This window comes from Bradyrhizobium sp. SZCCHNS3002 (assembly GCF_032377435.1).
GTDB lineage: Bacteria > Pseudomonadota > Alphaproteobacteria > Rhizobiales > Xanthobacteraceae > Bradyrhizobium.
In genome coordinates this window covers 89658-109536 of record NZ_JAUHHY010000012.1, presented here as the reverse complement: position 1 = coordinate 109536, position 19879 = coordinate 89658, and the positions used below count along the sequence as shown (strand labels likewise).

General features: G+C 67.5%; 21 protein-coding genes. 10 read left to right on the top strand and 11 right to left on the bottom strand.

Translation table 11 applies throughout. From position 1 onward, the window contains the following. The first annotated feature begins 215 nt into the window (after nucleotides 1-215). Nucleotides 216-425, top strand: coding sequence for a hypothetical protein (locus QW845_RS24515; protein ID WP_315712655.1), 210 nt, complete (start codon nucleotides 216-218; stop codon nucleotides 423-425). Nucleotides 426-438: 13 nt separating this feature from the next. Here the strand turns inward: QW845_RS24515 and QW845_RS24510 are convergent, their stop codons facing one another. Continuing rightward, nucleotides 439-882, bottom strand: a complete 444-nt coding sequence (locus tag QW845_RS24510) for a helix-turn-helix domain-containing protein (protein ID WP_315804099.1) — start codon at nucleotides 880-882, stop codon at nucleotides 439-441. A 141-nt stretch (nucleotides 883-1023) separates the two neighbouring features. On the opposite strand from QW845_RS24510, the gene QW845_RS24505 reads away from it, so the two are divergent. After that, nucleotides 1024-1797: an SDR family NAD(P)-dependent oxidoreductase gene (locus QW845_RS24505; RefSeq protein WP_315804098.1), complete on the top strand. Its 774-nt coding sequence runs from the start codon at nucleotides 1024-1026 to the stop codon at nucleotides 1795-1797. Nucleotides 1798-1874: 77 nt separating this feature from the next. Here QW845_RS24505 and QW845_RS24500 read toward each other — a convergent pair whose 3' ends face one another. Continuing rightward, the gene (locus QW845_RS24500) at nucleotides 1875-2486 is read right to left on the bottom strand and encodes an FMN-dependent NADH-azoreductase (protein WP_315804097.1); all 612 of its coding nucleotides are present in this window, start codon (nucleotides 2484-2486) and stop codon (nucleotides 1875-1877) included. A 97-nt stretch (nucleotides 2487-2583) separates the two neighbouring features. Here QW845_RS24500 and QW845_RS24495 point away from each other — a divergent pair, with 97 nt between their 5' ends. Beyond that, nucleotides 2584-2982: a helix-turn-helix domain-containing protein gene (locus tag QW845_RS24495; RefSeq protein ID WP_315804096.1), complete on the top strand. Its 399-nt coding sequence runs from the start codon at nucleotides 2584-2586 to the stop codon at nucleotides 2980-2982. A gap of 3 nt (nucleotides 2983-2985) precedes the next feature. Here QW845_RS24495 and dprA read toward each other — a convergent pair whose 3' ends face one another. From dprA to QW845_RS24470, 5 genes are all read right to left on the bottom strand, one after another. Further along, on the bottom strand, nucleotides 2986-4104 hold the full coding sequence (gene dprA, locus QW845_RS24490) for a DNA-processing protein DprA (protein WP_315804095.1): 1119 nt from the start codon (nucleotides 4102-4104) through the stop codon (nucleotides 2986-2988). A 63-nt stretch (nucleotides 4105-4167) separates the two neighbouring features. Further along, nucleotides 4168-5568 (bottom strand): patatin-like phospholipase family protein, encoded by a 1401-nt coding sequence (locus QW845_RS24485; protein WP_315804094.1) that lies wholly within the window; start codon nucleotides 5566-5568, stop codon nucleotides 4168-4170. 147 nt (nucleotides 5569-5715) lie between these two features. Then, complete coding sequence (gene plsY / locus QW845_RS24480) at nucleotides 5716-6312, bottom strand: glycerol-3-phosphate 1-O-acyltransferase PlsY (protein WP_315804093.1); 597 nt, start codon at nucleotides 6310-6312, stop codon at nucleotides 5716-5718. Between the two features lie 30 nt (nucleotides 6313-6342). Next, the gene (locus tag QW845_RS24475) at nucleotides 6343-7644 is read right to left on the bottom strand and encodes a dihydroorotase (RefSeq protein WP_315804092.1); all 1302 of its coding nucleotides are present in this window, start codon (nucleotides 7642-7644) and stop codon (nucleotides 6343-6345) included. Nucleotides 7645-7667: 23 nt separating this feature from the next. Next, a complete protein-coding gene (locus QW845_RS24470) occupies nucleotides 7668-8621 on the bottom strand; it encodes an aspartate carbamoyltransferase catalytic subunit (protein ID WP_042339600.1) in 954 nt (317 codons plus the stop codon). Nucleotides 8622-8793: 172 nt separating this feature from the next. On the opposite strand from QW845_RS24470, the gene QW845_RS24465 reads away from it, so the two are divergent. The 3 genes from QW845_RS24465 to QW845_RS24455 are packed head-to-tail and all read left to right on the top strand — an operon-like array spanning nucleotide 8794 to nucleotide 11985. Next, on the top strand, nucleotides 8794-9498 hold the full coding sequence (locus tag QW845_RS24465; protein ID WP_315804091.1) for a M15 family metallopeptidase: 705 nt from the start codon (nucleotides 8794-8796) through the stop codon (nucleotides 9496-9498). 22 nt (nucleotides 9499-9520) lie between these two features. Next, complete coding sequence (locus tag QW845_RS24460; RefSeq protein ID WP_315804090.1) at nucleotides 9521-11164, top strand: acyl-CoA dehydrogenase family protein; 1644 nt, start codon at nucleotides 9521-9523, stop codon at nucleotides 11162-11164. After that, a complete protein-coding gene (locus QW845_RS24455) occupies nucleotides 11161-11985 on the top strand; it encodes a CPBP family intramembrane glutamic endopeptidase (protein ID WP_315804089.1) in 825 nt (274 codons plus the stop codon). The genes QW845_RS24460 and QW845_RS24455 overlap by 4 nt, the downstream gene beginning before the upstream one ends. Before the next feature lie 9 nt (nucleotides 11986-11994). Here the strand turns inward: QW845_RS24455 and QW845_RS24450 are convergent, their stop codons facing one another. Together QW845_RS24450 and ruvX are read right to left on the bottom strand one after the other, a co-directional pair. Then, on the bottom strand, nucleotides 11995-12918 hold the full coding sequence (locus QW845_RS24450; protein ID WP_315804088.1) for an AEC family transporter: 924 nt from the start codon (nucleotides 12916-12918) through the stop codon (nucleotides 11995-11997). Between the two features lie 3 nt (nucleotides 12919-12921). Continuing rightward, nucleotides 12922-13407, bottom strand: a complete 486-nt coding sequence (gene ruvX, locus QW845_RS24445; protein ID WP_315804087.1) for a Holliday junction resolvase RuvX — start codon at nucleotides 13405-13407, stop codon at nucleotides 12922-12924. Between the two features lie 171 nt (nucleotides 13408-13578). Here ruvX and QW845_RS24440 point away from each other — a divergent pair, with 171 nt between their 5' ends. Then, nucleotides 13579-15168 (top strand): ABC-F family ATP-binding cassette domain-containing protein, encoded by a 1590-nt coding sequence (locus QW845_RS24440; RefSeq protein WP_315804086.1) that lies wholly within the window; start codon nucleotides 13579-13581, stop codon nucleotides 15166-15168. A gap of 46 nt (nucleotides 15169-15214) precedes the next feature. Here QW845_RS24440 and QW845_RS24435 read toward each other — a convergent pair whose 3' ends face one another. Continuing rightward, nucleotides 15215-16150 (bottom strand): cyclase family protein, encoded by a 936-nt coding sequence (locus tag QW845_RS24435; RefSeq protein ID WP_315804085.1) that lies wholly within the window; start codon nucleotides 16148-16150, stop codon nucleotides 15215-15217. A 226-nt stretch (nucleotides 16151-16376) separates the two neighbouring features. Then, entirely contained in the window at nucleotides 16377-17267 is an 891-nt protein-coding gene (locus QW845_RS24430) for a LysR family transcriptional regulator (RefSeq protein ID WP_315804084.1), read from the bottom strand. Nucleotides 17268-17372: 105 nt separating this feature from the next. Here QW845_RS24430 and QW845_RS24425 point away from each other — a divergent pair, with 105 nt between their 5' ends. The 3 genes from QW845_RS24425 to gatC all read left to right on the top strand — a co-directional run bounded on the left by QW845_RS24425 (nucleotide 17373) and on the right by gatC (nucleotide 19855). Further along, complete coding sequence (locus QW845_RS24425) at nucleotides 17373-18359, top strand: nitronate monooxygenase (protein ID WP_315804083.1); 987 nt, start codon at nucleotides 17373-17375, stop codon at nucleotides 18357-18359. A 9-nt stretch (nucleotides 18360-18368) separates the two neighbouring features. Further along, complete coding sequence (locus QW845_RS24420) at nucleotides 18369-19445, top strand: nitronate monooxygenase family protein (protein WP_315804082.1); 1077 nt, start codon at nucleotides 18369-18371, stop codon at nucleotides 19443-19445. A gap of 122 nt (nucleotides 19446-19567) precedes the next feature. After that, nucleotides 19568-19855 (top strand): Asp-tRNA(Asn)/Glu-tRNA(Gln) amidotransferase subunit GatC, encoded by a 288-nt coding sequence (gene gatC, locus QW845_RS24415; RefSeq protein WP_315804081.1) that lies wholly within the window; start codon nucleotides 19568-19570, stop codon nucleotides 19853-19855. The last annotated feature ends 24 nt before the right edge of the window (nucleotides 19856-19879 follow it).

Genomic DNA, 19879 nt, shown 5'->3' with positions numbered 1-19879 from the left:
TGGCTTAGTGGAAGGATTTAAGCTGGCTTCGCGGGATTCGCGCCGGCTGCGTTGACCCGAACATGGGTGGTGAGGGGGTTCCTGTCAAATCGAGGGATGTTGAAAGGCGATTGCGTTGGGTCGGCGAAGTACCTATCAGGTTGTACGGAGCACGATGAGATCCGCGCTCTTTTGAGGTTGTTTTTCGTCAAATTCCTTATGCTGGGTGACAGTTGTTGGCCAAGGCAGCGGACAAAAGCGACCCGGACGTCGAGGCGATGGTGGAGGATCCCGACGCCGCGGCGGCGCTGATCGCCGAGGTGACGGCCAGCCTGTCGCATCTGGCGCAGCGCCATCGCCTCGACATGCTCGACTACCTCCTGCGCATGGCGAACCTGGAGGCCGAGGAGCATCTCAGGCTGCGCAGCCGCCGCAGGCTGTGCTGACGGCCGGCCGCGCTCACCGCGGGGCGAGAGCGGTTTCCTCCGGCGCCAGCGTCCGGCCGTCTTCCGCAGTGAGCAGCAGCTTGCGAACCGGCCTGCGGTTCACCCGGTCGACGAGCGCGGTGGCGATCTGGTCGGGGTGCTCGTCGAATTCCTCGCTCCACTGCCGCAGTGCGACCAGGATCGGAAACAGGCCGCGGCCCTTCGGCGTCAGCACGTAGTCGCGATAGGAGCTGCCATCCGAGGCCGGCTCGGTGGTCAGGATGCCGCGATCAACCAACGCCCGCAGCCGCGCCGCAAGGATGTTCTTGGCCATGCCGAGGCTGCGTTGAAACGCGCTGAAGCGGCGCACGCCGAGAAACGCGTCGCGGATGATCAGCAACGACCACCAGTCGCCGATCGCATCCAGCGACCGTGCGATCGGGCAGGCGTCGCCTTCCAGACTGGTGCGCTTGACCATCACATGATCCTTGTCCTGTCACCCAGGGGCGGCTGATGCCCGGGGCGCTCGAGCCCGCTCACGCACTTGTGTGGTTGCATTATAAAACCAGAGAGCCTATGTCGTCCATCGGTTTAATAATGCAACCATATGGAGACGGACGTGAGGCTTGCGAACAAGACGGCACTGATTACCGGCGGCGGTAGCGGCATCGGGCTTGCGACCGCCCGCCGTTTCGTCGCCGAAGGCGCCAGGATCGCGATCACCGGGCGCGATGCCGGGCGGCTGGAGGCTGCGGCGCGCGAGCTCGGGCCGAACGCGCTGGCGCTGGTGGCCGATGCCACGGACATCGCCGCGACGGAGGCCGCGGCTGCCACCGCCGCAGAACGCTTCGGCAAGCTCGACATCCTGTTCGCCAATGCCGGCATCCCCGGCGCCACCCCGGCCGGGGCAACCAAGCTCGAGGTGTTCGAGCAGGTGATCCGCACCAATCTGACGGGCGTGTTCTTCACGGTGCAGGCGGCGCTGCCTCATCTCAAGGACGGCGCCTCGGTCATCCTCAATGGTTCGGTGATCTCCGTGCTCGGCAATCCCGGCTATTCGGCCTACGCCGCGAGCAAGGCCGGGGTGCGCGCGATGGCGCGGGTGCTGGCGTCGGAGCTGTCGCCGCGCGGCATCCGCGTCAACGTGGTCGCGCCGGGCGCGATCCGGACGCCGATCTGGGGCGCCGCGGTCGCGACGCCGGACGCCGAAAAGATGTTCGAGGCAAGGATCGCGGCGACCACCCCGCTCGGTCATATCGGCGAGCCTGACCATATCGCCGGCACCGTGCTGTTCCTGGCCTCGGACGACGCCGCGCATGTCCAAGGCCAGGAGCTGTTCGTCGATGGCGGCGCCACGAGCTCGCCGGCCGGTGCGCCGATCTATCGGGGTTGACCGGCCGGGTCGGTGGGCGGTTTGAGACCTGCCCCGGAGTTGAAAGCGGTGGCTGCCGGCGGCAGCCACCGAGGGACTCAAGCGGCGAGACCGCCGGCCGTTTGAATCGCCTTGGCCAGGGCTTGCTCGCGATGCTCCGGGCCGATCTGGACACCGTCGGCCGCAACGAATTCGAGATACGTGACGCCGATGAAGCTGAAGACACTGCGCAAATAGGTCTCCAGGTGTTCGAATGCCGCCATCGGCGTGTCCGCGCCGTAATGGCCGCCGCGCGAGAGCGCCACGATAATGCGCTTGCCACCGGCCAGACCCTGCGGGCCGTTTGGGCCATAGCTGAAGGTCTTACCCTTGACGGCGATGCGGTCGATCCAGGCCTTAAGCTGGCTCGGGATAGAGAAGTTGTACATCGGAGCGCCGATCACGACGATATCGGCAGCCAGGAACTCTTCTAGAACCGCCTGTCCGGCAGCGATATCAGCTTCCACCGCGGGATCCTCGACGGGCGCTCCGTAAGCGACGGCGACATGCGTTCCTGACAGATGCGACAGCGGCTCGGCTGCGACATCTCGGTAAATCACCTCCAGCCCCGGCATGATCTGGCGAAAACGGCCGACGATCGCGGCGGATACCTGACGGCTGACGGAGTTCGCGCCGAGCACGCTGGAGTCGATGTGGAGGAGTTGGGTCATAGGTCAGTCACCTCAGTATTGGTTTGTAACTGGCGCACTATGAGTGACTGTGCTGTAACCTCACAAGAACGCACATTCTTGAAACCCGAGCACAGCCGTGACACTTGCGAACAGCGATGATCCCGATCTCCCGACGCAGCCAAGTCATGATGATTGCCGGGGCGCGGCCTCGATCCTGGCGCGTGTCGGCGACAAATGGAGCGTGTTCGTCATCATGATGCTTCAGGACGGGCCGAAGCGCTTCAACGAGCTGAAGCGGCTCGTTGGCGGGATTTCCCAGCGGATGCTGACCTTGACCCTGCGCGGCCTCGAGCGCGACGGGCTGGTGACGCGGACGGTGTTTCCGACCATTCCGCCGCGGGTGGATTATGAGCTGACCGATCTCGGCCGCGGCCTGTCGCAGCCGGTGCAGGCGCTTGGGCAGTGGGCCATCCGGCACCAGGAGCAGATCGAGCAGGCGCGCACGCGGTTCGACGCGCGCAGGGATGCGGACTGAGAGTCAGGTCAGCGACACCATCCCGCCGCCGTGGCGCTCCAGACGGCCGGCCAGCTCGAGCTCGAGCAGCACCATGCGCAGCACGGCGGGTGACAGGCCGCTGATCCGGATCAGGTCGTCGATCGACACCGGCGTCGGGCCGAGCAGGGCTGTGATCTGCGCGCGGTCGTGGCTTTCGGGATCGGGGGCGAACAACTCCTCGTCCGGCTCGCGCAGCGACAAGGGCAGCGGCCGCTCCATGATCGGGCCGACGGCCTGGATGATGTCGGCGGTTTCGGTGACCAGCGTGGCGCCCTGCTTGATGAGATCGTTGGTGCCCGCGCAGCGGGGATCGAGCGGCGAGCCCGGGACGGCGAAGACCTCGCGACCCTGTTCGCCGGCCATGCGCGCCGTGATCAGCGAGCCCGAGCGATGCGCGGCCTCGACGACGACGACGCCGAGCGAGGCGCCTGATATCAGCCGGTTGCGGCGGGGAAAGTCGCGGGCGCGCGGCTCGTGTCCGAGCGGCATCTCGGAGATTGCGGCGCCACTGCCACTGATGATGGCGCCGAGCAGATCGACATGCTCCGGCGGATAGATCCGGTCATGGCCGCCGGCGAGGACCGCGACGGTGCCGCTGCCGAGGCTCGCGCGATGGGCGGCCTGATCGATGCCGCGGGCGAGCCCCGAGATGATGATGAAGCCGGCCTGGCCGAGCTCATGGGCGATCTGGCCGGCGAATTTGAGTCCGGCGGCGGAGGCGTTGCGCGAACCGACGATGGCGATCATCGGGCGCATCAGCGTCTCGCGGGCGCCGCGCACCGCCAGCAGCGGAGGTGCATCGTCGCAGGTGGCGAGTCGGGGCGGATAGCCGTCCTCGTCCGGCGCCCGCAGGTCGACGCCCTGCCGCTTGCAGGCGTCGAGTTCGGCCTCGGCTTCGCCGACCGTGCAGATCCGGCCGGCTCCGGCCGCGCCGCCGCGGCGTGCCAGGTCGGGCAGCCGGTCGAGCGCGGCGCGCGCGGTGCCGAAATGGTCGAGCAGCGAGTGGAAGGTGCGCGGGCCGACATTGTCGGAACGGATCAGCCGCAGCCGGTCGCGCCGCTCGGTGTCGCTCAGCTCGATCGTCGTGTTGATGGCGTCCACGCATAGCCCCCCAAACCCGGAGGCTAGAATGGAGCAACCCGAAGACGCAGGGAAGAGGGCGCGCTACGCCGGCGCGACGTCGCGCACATCCTCGGACACGGACACCGGCGACGCCAGCGCGGGCTGCTCGTCGGGGATGGCCGGCGTGGTGCCGGCCGGGGCTTCGCGCAGCCAGCGTTCCGCGGCGTCGCGTCCGCGCTGGTAGAGCAGCTCGATGAAGCCGCTGCCGAGGTCGGTCGCATCGCGCTGAGCCAGGGCCTCGATCTCGTCCTCGGCGGCAAGCCGATGAACGCGCGGCGGATGCAGGCCGTCGCTGCGCGCCCATTCGAGTGCCGCGAGCTCGGCGTTCAGGACCGCATTGCCGGCGATCTGGTCGAGGCGGCGATCGATCGCGGCCGAGGTCATCGGGACATGGCCGTCGCGCGCGGGCATGACCTGAACGACCAGCAGGTCGGCGGCGCTCGACTCATGCGCGATCTGGATCAGCGGCGGATTGGTGACGTAGCCGCCGTCCCAATACGCCTCGCCCTCGATGTCGACTGCGGCGTGCAGTTGCGCGGGACAGGTGGAGGCGAGCAGAGCATCCGGCGTGACGCCGGCATTGCGGAAGATCTGCGGCAGGCCGTCACGGGCCCGGGTCGCCGCAACCAGCAGGCGGGGCGCGGCCGGGCCCTGCACGGCGTCGAAATCGATCGTCTCGCGGAGGAGGTCGCGGAGCGGATCGAGATCGAGCGGGTCGGCGCGTCCGCCCCGCAGCCCCGCACCGAACGACACCGAGCTGCTCGCCGGCGAGTACGCGCCGATCACCAGCAGCGATCGGAACGACGCCTCCTCCATCAGCCGGGTCCAGAACAAAGCGAGCCGGTTGCGCGCTTCGTCACGGCCGCCCTTGGCCAGCCCGCTCGCGAGCAGCGCGGCGTTGACCGCGCCGGCGCTGGCGCCGCTGATGGTGTCGAAATCGCAACCGGGTTCCTCGAGCAGGCGATCCAGCACGCCCCAGGTGAAGGCCGAGAACGTTCCGCCGCCCTGCAGGGCCAGCGACAGCTTGCGCGGCGGCCATGTTCGCGGCGGCGGCGGCAGGGTGGCGCTGGCGATCGTCTCCGCAAGCGTTCGCTCGGGCGTCTCCGCGGCTTTGGTCTCGCTGATTGCGGCCGCGCACGTGGTCGCGATGATCGTCCCGGCGACGGCCGGTGCGACATCGGCGCGTTCCGGCGCAGGGCTGGGCTCGGATGTTTCGGCGGGGAGCGCGACATCCGACGTGACCTGCGCGGCCAGCGCGACTGTCTCGGGCGTCTGCGCCGGTTCTGCAGCGGCCGTGATGCCGGTCGACCAGATCTCAGCCGCTGACAGCAGCAGGCTGGCGTTCGATCGGTCCGGGGCCGCCTTCTGCTGCGCCGGAACCTGATCAGTACGGTCATCGTGCGTGGCCGACGAACCGCTGGAATTGGTCTTGCGTAACCACATGCAGGAATCATGACAGGCAATCATGATTCACGCCAGAGTCCCGCGTTGACTTATTAGCTGATGAATCGCTGGTGTTGCTGCGCAGCCGCTGTGAATACAGGCTAAAACACAGGTTTTCCGTATTTGCTCCGTATTTGCCCGGAGTGACTACTTCTTCGCCCCGATCTTGCTCTCGGTGCCCGACTGCAATCGCTTGATGTTTTCGCGATGCATGTAAATGAGCAACAATGTGAGCAGGGTGAACAAGGCGGCCAGCGCGGTGTGGCCGAAAGCCCACAACACGATCGGCGTCAGCACGCTGGCGACGAGTGCCGCGAGTGATGAGTAGCGGAGCGCGAAGGCGGTTGCGAGCCAGACGAGGCAGAAGAAGATCGCGCCCGGCCAGAACAGTCCGATCAAAATACCGATGTAAACGGCGACACCTTTGCCGCCGCGGAACTTCAGCCACACCGGGAACAAGTGACCGAGGAAGGCGCCGAGGCCCGCGACCATCGCGGCATTCGGGCCGCCGAGATAGCCCGCAATGATCACGGCCGCCGTGCCCTTGAGAGCGTCGCCGAGCAGGGTCGCCGCCGCCAGCCCCTTGCGGCCGGTGCGCAGCACATTGGTGGCGCCGATGTTGCCGGAGCCGATGCTGCGCAGATCCTGCGTGCCGGCGAGCTTGGTAAGGATCAGGCCGAACGGGATGGAGCCGAGGAGATAGCCGATGATGAGAGCGACCGGCAGGAAGGCTTCGGAACCCATCACGCGACTCCTTCGACGCTTCGCCTGGCGTCAGACATGTTCGAACACGGTGCGGCCGCCGACGATGGTGCGGACCACGCGGCCGGTGAAGCGGGCTTCGTCGAACGGCGTGTTCTTGCACAGCGATTTGAGGTCTGCCGGATCGAGGATCCAGGGCACGTCCGGATCGATCACGATGATGTCCGCCGGCGCGCCCGCCCGCAAGGTGCCACCGGGCAGGCCGAGCAGCTCGGCGGGCCGGGTCGACATCGCGCGGATCAGGGCGGTCCAGCTGAGCTCGCCATTGTGCACCAGCCGCAGCGCCGCCGGCAGCATCGTCTCGAGTCCGACCGCGCCGCTGGCGGCTTCCGCGAACGGCAGCCGCTTGACCTCGACGTCCTGCGGCGTGTGGTCCGACATGATGACGTCGATCAGGCCGGAGGCCAGCGCCTCGACCAGCGCGCGGCGATCGACTTCGGTGCGCAGCGGCGGCGTCAGCTTCAGGAAGGTGCGGTAGGGGCCGATGTCGTTCTCGTTCAGGGTGACATGATTGATCGAGACCGACGCGCTCACCGTGAGCCCTGCCTCGCGGGCGCGCCTGAGGATGTCGAGCGAGTCGATCGAGCTCAGCGCGGCCGCGTGATAGCGGCCCTTGCTGAGTGCGACGAGGCGCATGTCGCGCTCGAGCACGACGGCTTCGGCTGCGGGCGGAATGCCGGAGAGGCCGAGCCGCGAGGCGAACTCGCCTTCGTTCATGACGCCTTCGCCGACGAGGTTCGGGTCCTCGGTGTGATGCACGATCAGGGCATCGAAATCGCGCGCATAGGTCAGCGCGCGGCGCATCACCTGGGCGTTCATCACGCTGCTGTGGCCGTTGGAGAAGGCGACGGCGCCGGCGGCGCGCAACAGCCCGATCTCGGTCATCTCCTCGCCGCGCAGGCCCTTGGTCAGCGCCGCCATCGGCTGGATGTTGACGATCGCGGTGTCGCGGGCGCGGCGCAGCACGAAGTCGACGGTCGCCGAATTGTCGATCACAGGCTCAGTGCCGGGCTGGCAGATGATGGTGGTGATGCCGCCGGTCGCGGCGGCTTGGCTGGCGCTGGCGAATGTCTCGCGATGGCCCAGACCCGGCTCGCCGACGAAGGCGCACATGTCGATCAGGCCGGGGGCCACGATCTTGCCGGCGCAGTTGACGACATCGGTGCCCTCGGGCACGCCCGCGGCGCCGATGCCGCGCTTGAGGTCGCGGATGACGCCGTCGGCGATCAGCACGTCGCCGGGGCCGTCGAAGTCGCGGGAGGGGTCGATCACGCGCGCATTGGCGAGCAGGATCGGGCGGCGGTCGGTCAGCATGGCGTTTGGTCCCGACTTCTGTATCACGCGTTGGGCAGGTTGCGGGCCAGTGCTTCGAGCACGGCCATGCGCACGGCGACGCCCATTTCGACCTGCTCCCGGATCAGCGACTGCGCGCCATCGGCCACGATGGATTCGATCTCGACGCCACGGTTCATCGGCCCCGGATGCATGACCAGCGCGTCGGGCTTGGCGTAGGCGAGCTTCTTCTGGTCGAGCCCGAAATACTGGAAATATTCCGACGACGACGGCACGAACGAGCCGTTCATGCGCTCGCGCTGCAGCCGCAGCATCATCACGATGTCGGCGCCGTTCAGCCCCTCGCGCATGTCGCGCGCGACCTCGACGCCCATGCGCTCGATGCCGGGTGGCAGCAGCGTGGAGGGTGCGACCACGCGGACGCGCGCGCCCATCGTGTTCAGCAGCAGGATGTTGGATCGCGCCACGCGCGAATGCAGCACGTCGCCGCAGATCGCGATGACCAGCCCCTCGATGCGGCCCTTGTTGCGGCGGATCGTCAGCGCATCCAGCAGCGCCTGGGTCGGATGCTCATGCGCGCCGTCGCCGGCATTGATCACGGAGCCGTCGACCTTGCGCGCGAGCAGCTCGACCGCGCCGGAGGCGTGGTGGCGGACCACCAGAATGTCCGGATGCATCGCGTTGAGCGTGACCGCGGTGTCGATCAGGGTCTCGCCCTTCTTGATGGACGAGGACGACACCGACATGTTCATGACGTCTGCGCCGAGCCGCTTGCCGGCCAGCTCGAACGAGGATTGGGTCCGGGTCGAGGCCTCGAAGAACAGGTTGACCTGGGTGCGGCCGCGCAGCACGGTGCGCTTCTTGTCGACCTGACGATTCAGTTCGACATACTCCTCGGACAGGTCAAGGAGGCCGGTGATGTCGTGGGCGGAAAGGCCCTCGATTCCCAGCAAATGCCGGTGCCCGAGGACGAAAGTCGATTTCGGAGAGGTTGCCATTAAAGCCAGAGCTATAGGCGCGGTTTCCATGGGGGGCAAGGCCGAAAGCCGGGGTTCCGAGTTATCCCCCGTTCCGTCTTCCGAGCCTCTCAGGGGGCTCCAAACCGGGGGCTGGCGGGCCGTCGTCGGAGGAGGCCCGCTCCGATATGCGCTGATCCTGCTGGCGGCGATCGTGCCGGCCTGCGCGGCCGCGTTGCCGTTCGATTTCGTCTATCTCCGCGACATCGACCCGACGATCCTCCAGGACATCCGTTATGCCGGCAGCAACAATTTCGTCGGCCGACCCTTGCCGGGCTACGAGGCGGCCGAATGCGTCGTGACGCGTGACGTGGCGCGGCGGCTGCAGGCGGCTCAGGCCGAGCTGCGGCAGCGCGGCCTGTCGCTGAAGATGCTCGACTGCTACCGGCCGGTGCGTGCGGTCGCAGAGATGCTGGCCTGGTCCCAGGACGGCGTCGAGACCACGGCCGGCCGCCGCTACACTCCGCGCGTTGCCAAGCAGGACCTGTTCCGTCTCGGCTATATCGCCCTGCGTTCGAGCCATTCGACGGGTGCGGCGCTCGATCTCACGCTGGTCGAGCTCGCGGCCGACAATTCCGCGGCGTTCGACCCGGCCAAGGACTACGCGGACTGCACCGCGCCCGCAGCGCTACGCGCGCCCGAGGGCAGCGTCGACATGGGAACCGGCTACGATTGTTCCGACGTGAAGGCCCATACCGCTGCGCAGAACCTGACACCGGAGCAGCGCCGCTGGCGCAACGAGCTGGTTGCGGTGATGGCGCGGCAAGGTTTTGTGAACTATGCCAAGGAGTGGTGGCACTTTTCGCTGCCGGGCGCTGGCGCGACCACTTATGTTTTTCCCATTCGGCCGCGCCGATGATCGATCTCTGCAGGGCACGGCCATGACGCAATCTTCCTTCGCGACCCATGAGGTCTTCAACCAGTCGCCGCCGTTCGAGGACGTCGACCTGTTCACGGCCGACCGGCCGTTGGCCGACGCCGTCAAGGCCAATGGTGGTGCCGGGGCTGAGCAGGAGCTGACAGCTTTCGGCAAGCGATGGGGCTCGGCTGCGATGGCCGAGCAGGGCCGGCTCGCCAATGAGAACACGCCGAAGCTGCGCAGCTTCGACGCCAAGGGCTTTCGGCGGGACGTCGTCGAGTTTCATCCGGCCTATCATCAGATGATGACGCGCTCGGTCGAGGCCGGCCTGCACAATTCGACATGGACCGCCGGGGGCCATCCTGTTGGCGGCGCGTCGGAGGTGGTACGCGCGGCGAAGTTCTACATCGCCTCGCAGGTCGAGAGCGGACACCTCTGTCCGATCACGATGACGCGGGCCTCGGTGGCGGCGCTGGCCGCGCAGCCTGACCTGCTGGCGCGGACGATGCCCCTCATCGGCACGCGCGACTACGATCCGGCGTTTGCGCCGTGGTGGCAAAAGCGCGGCATGACGCTCGGCATGGGCATGACCGAGAAGCAGGGCGGGACCGACGTGCGCGCCAACATGACGCGCGCTGAGCGTACGACCGATGGCTATCGCATCACCGGGCACAAATGGTTCATGTCGGCGCCGATGTGCGACGCGTTCCTGGTGCTGGCGCAGGCCGATGCCGGCCTGACCTGCTTCTTAATGCCGCGCTTCACGCCGGATGGCGCGGTGAACGCGATTCAGTTTCAACGCTTGAAGGACAAGCTCGGCAATCGCTCCAATGCCTCGTCGGAGGTGGAGTTCGCAGGCAGCTATGCCGAGCGGGTCGGCGACGAGGGCAGGGGCATCAGCACCATCATCCAGATGGTGCAACTGACGCGGCAGGATTGCGCGATCTCGTCTGCCGGCCTGATGCGCTCGGGGCTCGCGCATGCGCTGCATCATGCGCGCCATCGCAGCGTGTTCCAGAAGCATCTCGCCGACCAGCCCTTGATGCAGGCGGTGCTCGCCGACATGGCTCTCCATGTCGAGGCGACGGTGGCGCTGGTGATGCGGCTGTGCCGCGCGTTCGACCGCACGCCGGCTGACGCGAGCGAAGCCGCCTACATGCGGCTGTTGACGCCCGCGATCAAATACTGGGTCTGCAAGAGCGCGCCGCCGTTCCTGTATGAGGCGATGGAGTGCCTGGGCGGCAATGGCTATGTCGAGGACGGCATTCTCGCGCGCCACTTCCGGGAGTCGCCGGTCAATGCTATCTGGGAAGGCTCGGGCAACGTGATGTGCCTCGACGTGCTGCGCGCGCTGTCGCGCGAGACGGAGGCTGCCGCGCATGTCCTGATGCATCTGAAAGCCGAGACCGGCGGACTCCCTGGCGCCGCGGAGGCGCTTGCCTTCATCGAGACCAGCTTCCGTCGATCGGATTCCGAGCGCGTCGCGCGCCTCGCGGTCGAGAGGCTGGCGCTGCTCGCAGCCGCCGCCGCGCTCAACCTCGTGATGCCCGGCCATGCCGAACTGTTCGCCGCGACGCGTCTTTCCGCTGTTCATCCGAGCATGTACGGCGCCATCGATCTCGATCCCTCGGACATCCGTACCTTGCTGGAGCGCGCGCTGCCTTGACCGACACTCCCGAAGCCGCCGTGATGGATTCCCTCGATCCGGGCAACCCGCCACAGCAGGTCGCTCCGGCGCAGCATCAGCCGCGCACGCTCGGCTTCTGGCGCACCTTGCTGTGGGGCCTCCTCATCATCGTCGTGTTCTTCATCGGCCAGCTGACTCCGATCGTCTATTTCCTGCTGCGCCATGAGGGGCCAATCGACAGCATGGCCGCGTTTCAGTTGGCCATGATCCAGATCGCGAGCCGGTCGCTCACGGTCTCGCTGTCGGCGATCATGGGCGTTCCGGCCATTTTGATCCCGATCTATTTTGCCGTCCGCCACACCCGCATGTCGTTCGCCGACTATCTGGGCCTGCGCTGGACCGGCTGGAAGAATTTCGGCTTTGGCTTTGTCGGCATGGTTGTGATCCTGGGATGCTGGGAGCTGATTTCGCAACTGACCGGCCGCGGAGACACGTCGTCGAGCTTCATGGTGGACATCCTGAAGACCGCCAGAGGCGACGGCGTGGTCTGGCTGATGGTCATCGCCTTCTGCGTCGCCGCACCGGTGTCGGAAGAGCTGATGGCGCGCGGCTTTCTCTACCGCGGCTGGTCGGACTCCTTCCTGCGCGTGCCCGGCGCCATCGTGCTGTCGTCCTTGCTCTGGACCGTGCTGCATCTCCAGTACGACTGGTTCGCCTTGCTCAACGTGTTTTCCCTCGGCGCGTGGTTCGGCTATCTGCGCTCCCGAACCCACTCCACCTATCTGACCATGGTGCTTCACGGGCTCAACAACCTCGCCGCCACGGTGCAAACCATGTGGCTCGCCAGCGGCCACTCCTGAGCGCGGTGTTCAGCTCGCCCAGGCGATCGCGAGCGGCATGGTCAGCGCGGCCAGCACGGTCTGCAGCGAGATGATCTGCGCCAGCAGCGGCGCATCGCCGCCCATCTGCTTCGCCAGCACATAGGCGCTCGGCGAGGTCGGCACCGCCGCGCAGATCGCGACCACCACGAGGCTCGGGCCGGTGACGCCGAACCATCCGGCAAGCCCGATAGCGAGGAGGGGCATCAGGACCAGCTTGAGCACGACGCCGAGCGCGGCGGCCGGGCCGGCGCGCCGCAAGCCCTCGAAGTGCAGACCGGCGCCGGTCACCAGCAAACCGATCGGCAGCGAGGCCTGGCCGAGCGCATCGGCGGCATCGTGCCAGAGCTTTGGCAGCGGCACATGGGCTACGTTGAGTGCGAGCCCGGCGATGCAGGCCCAGATCAGCGGATTGCGGATGATGGTGGCGAGGATCTCGCGCATCGAGCGGCGGGTCGGCGAGGCATAGTGGGCGAGCACGGCGACGCTGAATACGTTGACCATCGGGATGATCGCGATCATGCCGACCGAGGCCACCGCGAGCCCGGTCGGGCCGAACAGGCTGCCCGCCACGCTCAGCGCGACGTAGGTCTGCCAGCGGGTTGCCCCTTGGAAGATCGACGTGAAAGCCGGACCATCGATGCCGGAGCGGGTGAGCAGCGGCCGCAGCGCGAGGCACAGCGCCGACATCGCCAGCATCGCCAGGAACAGGGCGCCGCCGATGCCTGCGACCGGCACCTTGCCGAGATCGGCCTTCACCAGGCTCTGCAGCAGCAGCGCCGGAAACAGCACATAATAAGTCAGCCGCTCGAGCCCGTGCCATTGCGTATCCAGCCGGATCAGGCTGCGCCGCAGGCCGAAGCCGACCACGATCAGCAGGAACACCGGCGCGAGCGCCGCGGCGACGGGGCTCATGAGCTAGCGACCGGACTGGCGCAAGGTCGCAAGCCGATCGAGCGCGCCCTGCAGGATGAAGATCGCTGCATGCGTATCGATCACCTCGGCGCGTTTGGCGCGGCTGACATCCATGCCGATCAGCTCGCGCTCGACGGCGGCCGTCGACAGCCGCTCGTCCCAGAGGCCGATCGGCAGGTCGGTGATGCCCGCGAGGTTGCGCGCGAACGCCCGGGTCGATTGCGCCCGCGGCCCTTCGCTGCCGTCCATGTTGATCGGCAGGCCCAGCACCAAGCCGACCACCTTGCGCTCGGCGCAAATCGCCTGCAGTCGCGCCGCGTCGGCCTTGAAGGCCTTGCGCTGGATGGTCTCGACGCCGGTGGCGAGCCGCCGGTCGGGATCCGACACGGCGACGCCGATGGTCTTGGTGCCGAGATCGAGGCCGACGAGCGCCCCGCGCTCGGGCCAGCGGCCGGCGGCTTCGATGAGGGGAAGGATGGGAGCGGGCATGGCGCGCCGCTTAGCATGGGTGCATCCCCCGAGCCAGCACGGCAGGCGCATGGCTTGTCGCTCCGCTGCCATCGTTCTATATGGAGCATCGTACCGTGAACAGGAGTGGTGCCGTGGATCGCAGGACCAACATTGCCCGCCGCTTTGTGTCCTCTGCCAACACGGTCGCTCATGTCCTTCTGTCTCACGCTCGACGCGGTCGCCGCCGCGACACCTGACGGTCATCCTCTCTTCGACAATCTCACGCTCTCGATCGGCGCCGAGCGCGTCGGTCTGGTCGGCCGCAACGGCTCCGGCAAGTCGACCTTGCTCCGCATCGTCGCTGGCGTCTCGGAGCCGGCGGCCGGAGCGGTGACGCGCAGCGGGGCGCTCGGCCTTCTGGCGCAGCACTGGGATCCCGGTTTGCGTGTCGACGAGGCGCTCGGCGTCGCCGGCGACCTTGCGGTCATCGGCCGTATCGTTGCGGGAAAGAGCCAGGACACCGATCTTGCCGATGATCTCGCGCGCGCGGATTGGAGCCTGCCGAGTCGTGTCGATGACGCGCTGACCGAGGCGGGCCTCGCCGGAATTGCGCTCGATCGCTCGATGGACTCGCTCAGCGGCGGCGAGCGGACGCGCATCGGCATCGCGCGGCTGCTGATCGAGGCGCCGGATCTGCTGCTGCTTGACGAGCCCACCAACAATCTCGATGCCGAGGGCCGCGACGCCGTCGGCCGGCTGATGCGGCGCTGGCGCGGCGGCGTGCTGGTCGCCAGTCATGACCGCGCGCTGCTGGAGAAGATGGACCGGATCGTGGAGCTCACCCCGGTCGGGGTCCACATCGTCGGTGGCGGCTGGACGATGTTTACGCAGGCGCGGGAGGATGCGCGGGCGCGTGCAGCGATCGCGCTGGACCGCGCCGATGCGCATGCGCGGGATGTCAGCCGCGCCGTGCAGCGCCAGCGCGAAGCCAAGGCGCGCAAGGACAAGGCCGGCCGTGCTTTCGCCGCCGCCGGCTCGGCCCCGAGGATCATTCTGGGCGCCCGAGCCGAGCGGGCCGAGATGACCGGCGGGCGATCGCAGCGGCTCGCCGAGCGCATGATCACCGAAGCGGCCGAGCGAGCAGAACAGGCGCGACAACGTGTGGAGGTGCTGACGCCGCTCTCGATGGTCCTGCCGCCGACCGGGCTCGGCGCCGGCACCGAGCTGCTTGCGATGGAGGACGCGGTCGTGAGCGCCGGCGACAGGAGGTTCGGTCCCTGGACGCTCGGTGTCAGGGGCCGGCAGCGGATCGCGATCACCGGACGCAATGGCGCAGGCAAGACCACGCTGCTCAGGGCCGCGATCGGCGCGATTCCGCTGACCGATGGAACGGTCCGGCGCGCCGACGGGCGTATCGCGATGCTGGATCAGCACGTCGCGTTGCTGGATCGCAGCGACAGCATCATCGGCAATTTCCGCCGCCTCCATCCGGCGCTCGGCGCCGAAGCGGCGCATGCAGCCTGCGCGCGCTTCGCATTCCGCAACCGCGACGCCGAGCAGACGGTGGAGACGCTGTCCGGCGGCGAGCGCCTGCGCGCGGGCCTTGCCTGCACGTTCGGCGGCGAGCGTCCGCCATGGCTGTTGCTGCTCGATGAGCCGACCAACCATCTCGACATTTTCTCGATCGAGATCCTGGAGCGGGCGCTGCGCGACTTCGACGGCGCGCTGCTGGTCGTCAGCCACGACCCGTCATTTCTTGCGGCGATCGGCATTGCCGGGGAGTTCGTCGTGAATGGCTGAGCGGGCACGGCAGACCGTGCCCGCAAAGCAGATGCGATTCAATGAGCTACCGGATCGCGATCGGGTTGATCATGCCCTGGACGCCGCCGCGCCAGCGCGGCTGGCCCAGGACGAACAGGAACTCGTAGCCCTTGTCCTTGGCGAGCTCAGCGGTGTCCATGTTCTCCAGGATGTAGGTTCCGTTCATCGCGAGCAGGATCTGGTGCACCTCGAACAGGTTGTTGGACTCGAACGGGATCGCCTCCACCGCCCAATTGTCGGCGCCGACGGCGACCACGCCCTTCGAGGTCAGGTATTTCGCGCCTTCGACGCCGAGACCCGGCTCACCGGCGCCGTAGCGCTTGTCGTCCTTGCCGATCAGACCGAGCCAGCCGGTGTGGAAGATGACGATGTCGCCCTGGCGGATTTCGACACCCTGTTTCTTGGCGGCCTCCTCGATCTCCTTGACGTTGAACGCCGTGCCTTCCTTGACCACGTCGGTGTTATAATAGGCGGCCATGTCGAGCAGCACGCCGCGTGCGACCAGCGGCGGCACCTTCTCGATGCCGAGCTTCTTCAGGCCGGTCGGATCGGCGAAGTCGAGCAGCTTGTTGCCGTTGTAGTAGACGTGCTCGATACCGAGATGGCCGAGACCGTCAATCTGGCTGCCGACACCGACCCAGCCTTCGACGATGTCGTCATTGTAGGTCGCCTTGTTGGGCCCGAGTCCGGGAATGCCCGCCTGTCCCGGCTGGACCACCGTGATTTTGAACGAGCGCGGCGGGTAGGCGGGGGTCTTGGAGTCGATGATCATGCCGAGCGGATAGGTCTTGCCGGTCTTCACCAGCGAGGCGGCTTTGACCACGAGCTCCGGCGTGATGTAGTTGGCCGCGCCGATCTCGTCGTTCGGCCCCCATTTCGATTTCGTCCAGTCCTGGGCTTGGGCCGTCCCGATCGCACCCATCATGGCAATCGAGCAGCCCAACACGAACGCGTTGCGCATCGCATTTCCTCCGACATGTTGATGTTTGTTGTTTTCGCGCTGGCCAGCGCTGCATCCTAACGTAGTGCAGGGCTGCCGGACAAAATGTTTTCGGATGCGTGCGCTGCACAGCGCCCGAACGTCGCATCGGTCGAAATGGCAGTGTTTTGCGGAGGTGGCGTTGATTCCGTGCTGTGGAATGTGTCTTGTGGCTGGGACGCCTGTGCACAATCTCTGGGCGAACGTCTTACGCCGCGATGTCGTGATCCCGGCAGCCGAGGCCTTCCATGAAGGCCGACAGCGCACTGCTGCGATGCGCCGCGCGGCGGTGGATGAAGAGCGTCTCGACCTGCGCATGGGACGGATCGAGTGTGTGCAGCCCGACGCTGCCGCTCATCGCGTGCCGCGTCACCACCGCGCGCGGCAGCAGCGCGACGCCCATGCCGGCGGCGACGCAGCCGATCATGCCGTCGAGGGTGCCGAGCTCGATCCGGGACGCGGCGGGCCAGCCGAAATCGTTGAACACCTGCTCCAGCCGCTGCCGGTAGGTGCAGCCGGTCCTGAACACCAGCGCGGTCGGTCCCGACGCCGCGGTCGCCGCGCGTAAGGCGGACAGGCTTTCGAAGCGCCGGGCCGTCACCAGCACCAGCTCTTCCTCGAACGCGACGACGCCGGCGAGATCGGGATGGTCGATCGGACCGGCGACGAAGGCACCATCGAGAGTGCCGTCGAGCACGCTCGCGACGAGATCGGCGGTCGGCGCCGTGCGCAGGCTGAGGGCGACGGCGGGAAAGCGGCGATGGAAGTCGGCGAGCCGCGTCGGCAGGCGCACCGCGGCGGTCGTCTCCATCGAGCCGATCATCAGCGGCCCCTGCGGCTCGCCGTCGTCACGCGCGGCGAGAACCGCTTCGCGCGACAGCGCCGCGATGCGATCGGCGTAGGGCAGCAGGCGCTGTCCGGCGCCGGTCAGGGTCATGCCGCGGCTGTGGCGTTCGAACAACGCGGTGCCGATCTCGGCTTCCAGCGCCTTGATCCGCTGCGTGACGTTGGACTGGACCGTGTTGAGCACCTCCGCGGCGCGCGTGATGCCGCCGGCGCGCGCCACCGCGGCAAAGGTCTGCAGGTCGCTCAGTTCCACGGCCGCTCTCCGTTTTGAATCTGCGATGGCAGAGTTCTCAACTATTCATTTTCAGAGAATGCTACCCGCGCCTAATGTCCGCGTCCAGAGCGCAGGAGAGTCTTCATGCCGCTGAGAACCGCGCTGACGGAGAGGCTCGGCATCGATCATCCGATCCTGCTGGCGCCGATGGATGTGATTGCCGATGCGCGGCTGGTGCGCGCCGTCAGCGGTGCCGGGGGGTTCGGCATTCTCGGCGGCGGCTATGGCAACCGCGCTTGGCTCATGCAGGAGACAGCGAAGCTCGATGGCCTGCGTGCGCCGTTCGGCATCGGCTTCATCACCTGGTCGCTGGCGAAGCAGCCGGAGTTGCTCGAGATCGCGCTTGCGGCCAAGCCCACCGCCGTGATGCTGTCGTTCGGTGATCCCCGGCGCTTTGCACCGGCGATCAAGCAGGCGGGCGCGCGCTTGATCTGCCAGGTGCAGGACGAGGCCATGGCCGAGCAGGCGATCGCGGCCGGCGCCGATGTCCTGATCGCGCAAGGAACCGAAGCAGGCGGCCATGGCGCCTCGCGGACCACGCTCGACATCGTGCCGGCCATCATCGATCTCGCAGCCGGTCGCGTGCCAGTGGCCGCCGCCGGTGGTCTCGCCGATGGCCGCGGTCTTGCCGCGATGCTCACGCTCGGCGCCGATGGCGTGCTGCTCGGCACGCGCTTCTATGCCAGCCAGGAAGCTGCCGGTGCAGACGAAGCCAAGCGCCGCATATGCGCGGCAAAATCAGGCGAGACCGTGCGCGGCATCGTCTTCGACCTGTCGCGCAACAATGTCTGGCCGGCGCCGTTTACCGGACGCTGCCTGGTCAACGACCATGCGCGGCGCTGGATCGGGCGCGAGGTCGAGCTGCTGCAGCAGGTCGAGCGCGTGTCGGCCGACTATGTGAAGGCGAGGGCGGAAGGCAATTTCGATATCGCCGCGGTCATTGCCGGCGAGGCGGTCGGCCTGATCCATGATATCCCGCCGGCCGCCGAGATCGTCGCGCGCATCGTCGATGAGGCCGAGCAGATCCTGCAAGGGCGGCGCAACTCGTCCGCCGTCTTCGCCAAGCAATAGGAGCAAATCATGTGGCCCGACCGCCGCTTCCTGGATCTCGTCAAGACCGAGCACCCGATCGTGCTCGCGCCGATGGCCGGCGTGATGGACGCCGATCTCGTCATCGCGGTGGCGCAAGGCGGCGGGCTCGGCTCGCTGCCCTGCGCGATGCTCTCGGCGGACAAGGCCCGCGAGCAGGTCAACATCATCCGCCAGCGCGTCTCGGCGCCGATCAATGTGAACTTCTTCTGCCACACGCCCGTCGAGGCCGACGCGGCACGTGAGGCCGGGTGGAAGAAGCGGCTCGGCGCATATTATCAAGAGTACGGCGTTGATCCCGACGCTCCGGTCCCGGCCGCGAACCGTGCGCCGTTCGATGCCGCGATGTGCGCCGTCGTCGAGGAGTTGAAGCCGGAGATCATCAGCTTCCATTTTGGCCTGCCCGAGCCGTCGCTGCTGGCCCGCGTGAAGGCGACAGGCGCGGTCGTGATGGCGTCCGCGACCGTGGTGCGCGAGGCGGTGTGGCTGGAGCGGAACGGCGCCGACGTCATCATCGCGCAAGGTGCGGAAGCGGGCGGCCATCGCGGCATGTTCCTGACCGACAAGCTCGCCGAGCAGGTCGGGACGTTTGCGCTGGTGCCGCAGATCGTCGATGCGGTTGATGTCCCGGTGATCGCGGCGGGCGGCATCGCCGATGCGCGCGGCATCGCCGCGGCGTTCGCGCTCGGCGCCTCCGGCGTGCAGATCGGCAGCGCCTATCTGCGCTGCCCCGAATCCAAGGTCAGCGTGCTGGCGCGTGCCGCGCTTGCCGCCGCCGATGACGAATCCACCGTTATTACCAACGTGATGACCGGCCGGCTCGCGCGCGGCGTCGCCAACCGGGTGATGCGCGAGGTCGGGCCGATCTCGCCGGACGCGCCGGCGTTTCCTCATGCCGCGACCGCGCTCGGCCCGCTCAAGGCGGCCGCGGAGAAGCAGGGCAAGGTCGATTTCACCAATCTCTGGGCCGGGCAGGCGCTGCCGCTCGGCCGCGAGCTGCCGGGGGCCGAGCTGACGCGGACGCTGGCCGAACAGGCGCTGGCGCGGCTTGCGAAGCTGGCGGGCTGACGCCAAAGGCGGCGTCACGGGGGGGGGGCGGTGCCCTGGGAAAGTCCGGAGGCTGCCGGTTGCGGCGCGAAAGCCGGCTCTGCTATAGGGCGGGTTCACTGTTTCCCGTGAGGCCCTATATAATGTCGGTCGATGCCGCCACCGTCCGCAAGATCGCGCAATTGGCGCGGATCGCTGTCACTGACGCCGAGGTCCCGCATCTGCAGGGCGAGCTCAATGCGATGCTGGCCTTCGTCGAGCAGCTCTCGGAGGTCAATGTCGAGGGCGTCGAGCCGATGACCTCGGTGACCCCGATGGCGATGAAGAAGCGCCAGGACGTCGTCACCGACGGCGACATCGCCGACGACATCGTCAAGAACGCGCCCATGACCGAGAACAACTTCTTTCTCGTGCCGAAGGTCGTGGAATAGCCAGGTGGAATAGCCGAGGCAGGT